At 34.8% G+C, this 2,775-nt stretch carries 3 protein-coding genes; 2 read left to right on the top strand and 1 reads right to left on the bottom strand.

All coding sequences use genetic code 11. From position 1 onward, the window contains the following. Positions 1-338 precede the first annotated feature (338 nt). On the top strand, positions 339-779 hold the full coding sequence (locus AC3DU7_RS30380; RefSeq protein WP_488042962.1) for a hypothetical protein: 441 nt from the start codon (positions 339-341) through the stop codon (positions 777-779). A 154-nt stretch (positions 780-933) separates the two neighbouring features. Beyond that, positions 934-1,101: a hypothetical protein gene (locus AC3DU7_RS30385; RefSeq protein ID WP_488042963.1), complete on the top strand. Its 168-nt coding sequence runs from the start codon at positions 934-936 to the stop codon at positions 1,099-1,101. A 227-nt stretch (positions 1,102-1,328) separates the two neighbouring features. Here the strand turns inward: AC3DU7_RS30385 and AC3DU7_RS30390 are convergent, their stop codons facing one another. Continuing rightward, positions 1,329-2,624, bottom strand: coding sequence for an APC family permease (locus AC3DU7_RS30390; RefSeq protein WP_488042964.1), 1,296 nt, complete (start codon positions 2,622-2,624; stop codon positions 1,329-1,331). Positions 2,625-2,775 lie beyond the last annotated feature (151 nt).

Consider the following 2,775-nt stretch of genomic DNA (forward strand, 5'->3'; position numbering starts at 1 on the left):
TTCCCTGTTCCCTAAAAGTTTTCAATATCTCACAACTCAAATCATATTGCTATAGTTCTAAAATAACAAGAATATCAGAGTTATTCTCTCTGAACTGCTTCCTAATAGTTATAATTTTTTGTTTACCAAAAAAGGAGGTACAAAGCCTCTCTTTTTAAGGGGATGAAAAGCGGTCGATCTTCGGAGCTTCCCGTAGTAAAGCTGCTTGAGTTGAACAAATCTATTCATTTTTTTGAGTAGATCCAGATAAAGTAGAGTGTGTAAAAATACAGGAATGGTGTCAGAAACTTAGCACATCTCAACCAGAGAAATTTGGGTTTGAAATTCATCCGGTTGAATTGGAAAAATTTGAATCATCCCAAACTTTTGACATCATCCTATTAATTCATTCATTTTACTATTTTTCAGAAATTAAATCCTCTGTTGAGAAAGTTTACGAACTCATTGGGGAAGAAGGGATAGCAATTTTTGCAGTAAATTTAAAAAGAGCAATAAGCGAGCCTTATTATTATGTAAATCAGCGATTTTATCAAAGACCAATGTTTTTTAGCGACGATTTATATCAATTCCTTTCTGAACACAATATTTCTTTTCATCAAGAAATTATAGAATCTCCAATAAATATTACAAAATGTTTTCAGAAAGATTCTCAGTTGGGTAAATATTTACTGGATTTTATCGTTGATGCTATACAACATATTTTTCTCCTTCCCAATTACAAGTATTGCTGGATTATTTCAGCAGCAATTCGCAAAAGTTGGAGGGCGGAGAAATTATGATTCCAAATTCTGTAAGCTTTTATTATTTTCAAAAGAAGAAGGAAGAAGAAATAAAAAAAGGAAACTAAGAAAACTTAAAATAACTATAGAAGCCTAAATTATTGTTGTCGAGCAAGATTTTATAAGTAATTTTCAAGAGAAAAGGAGTAAATTTATGTTTGTCAAAGGAATCAAAAAAGGTAAAATTATTGAGTTATTGGAGGAGGTAGATTTTCCTGATAATCAAGAGGTTTTAGTAGAAATTAAACAGGTAGGTGATTTTTGGTCAGCTTTACAATATTTTAGGGCCAGGGTAATTTCAGTTATCAGTTTTCAGTTATAAGTTATCAGTTTTTAGCTATCAGTTTTCAGTACCTCTAGCTTAAGTATTAGGATTGAACTACGGAATATTCTTTTTCTTATCCCCTGAAAACGAGGAGGTGTAACTATCCAGTTTTTCGGTGAGTTATGAACGAGTGGAAAAAGACGAAAATAGGATTGATTCAAGAAATTAATAATTGACAAGAGATTATCAATTTGCAAGCAGATTTTAATGAGGGAAAATTAAAGCTATTCGTTAATTAATCTATGAATTAAACTATGCCAAATTAAACCAACAATAATTAACCCTAAACCAACTAACCAAATTTGCCGATCTACCCAAAAAGCTAAAAACAAACAAGCAGTTAAACCTACCCAACCTAACCACTTAGGATACAGTCTTTCTTCTGGAGAAAGTTTCAGAGCAGCAAAATTTGTAATAGCATAATAAATCAAAACATTAAAAGCACTAAAAGACCAAGTAGTTTTCACATCACCAATTAAAACTAAAAAAGCGATCGCTACTCCCACTACTATCACAGCTATATAAGGAGTAGTTTGCTCACTATTCAATCTAGCAACAACTTTCGGTACATCTCGCCGACGCCCCATTGCTAATAAAACCCTGGACAAACCCAAAATTAAATTTAACAACACTCCCAACATTGCCGTAACAGCACCAACAGCAATTAACTTCGGAATCACAGGAACACCTAAACCTCCTACTTTGGCAATAACTTCTAGAGGAGCAGCTAAACCAACATCCGCTGTAGATAATTTATTAATAACTTCCTGACCAACTATCACAGTAACCACAGCAATCGAGATATATAACAAACAGGTGACGAGCATCGTTAGAGCGATCGCTCTCGGAATAGTACGTCGTGGTTGCTTTACCTCCTCCCCCAGAGTTGCAATACGACCATAACCAGTATAAGCAACAAACATTAAAGCAGCAGCTTGAAGTAAAGATGCTAAAGGTTTATCCCCAGGAAAAAAAGGTGTTAAATTTTCCCCAGCAGACGATACCACTTGAGGCATCCCTGCCAAGATAAACACAATCAGAGAAAATAACGTTATCGAAACAATAATAATATTAGTAAAATTAGAACGACGAATTCCACTTAACACAACTATTGTTAATACAACCACAGCAGTTAAAGCAGTCAACACCAACCAAGTTTGATTATTCACACCAAAAGCATTCAGCAAATAACCAGCAAAACCCAAAGCAGCAGTAGCAGCAGAAGCACTTTTCGCCAACAGAAACATCCACCCAGCAATAAAACCCAACCAATGATTCAGGTATTTATAACCATATTCATAAGTACCACCACTCACAGGATGGTTTGCTGCTAACTGGGCGCTGTTGAGACCATTACAGATAGCAACAAAAGCAGCGATCGCCACTGCAATAATTACCGATGGACCAGAAATACTAGCAGCAATACCAATACTGACAAATACTCCCGTACCCACAATTGAGCCTAAACCCATGAGGGTAGCGCCGAACACACCAATTTCTCGTTTTAGTTGAGATGTCATTTCAGTTATCAGTAGTAATCTTATGTTAAGAGGCGTGTAAGAATAACCTGAACAGTTTTTTTGATGGAAGCTAGATTTTACAATCTATTTCAGATAAAATTTGTACAACTTATTTTTACATGATGCCTTAGGTGCATATTATAGAGAGTAA

The sequence above is a fragment of the Okeania sp. genome (genome assembly GCF_983059655.1).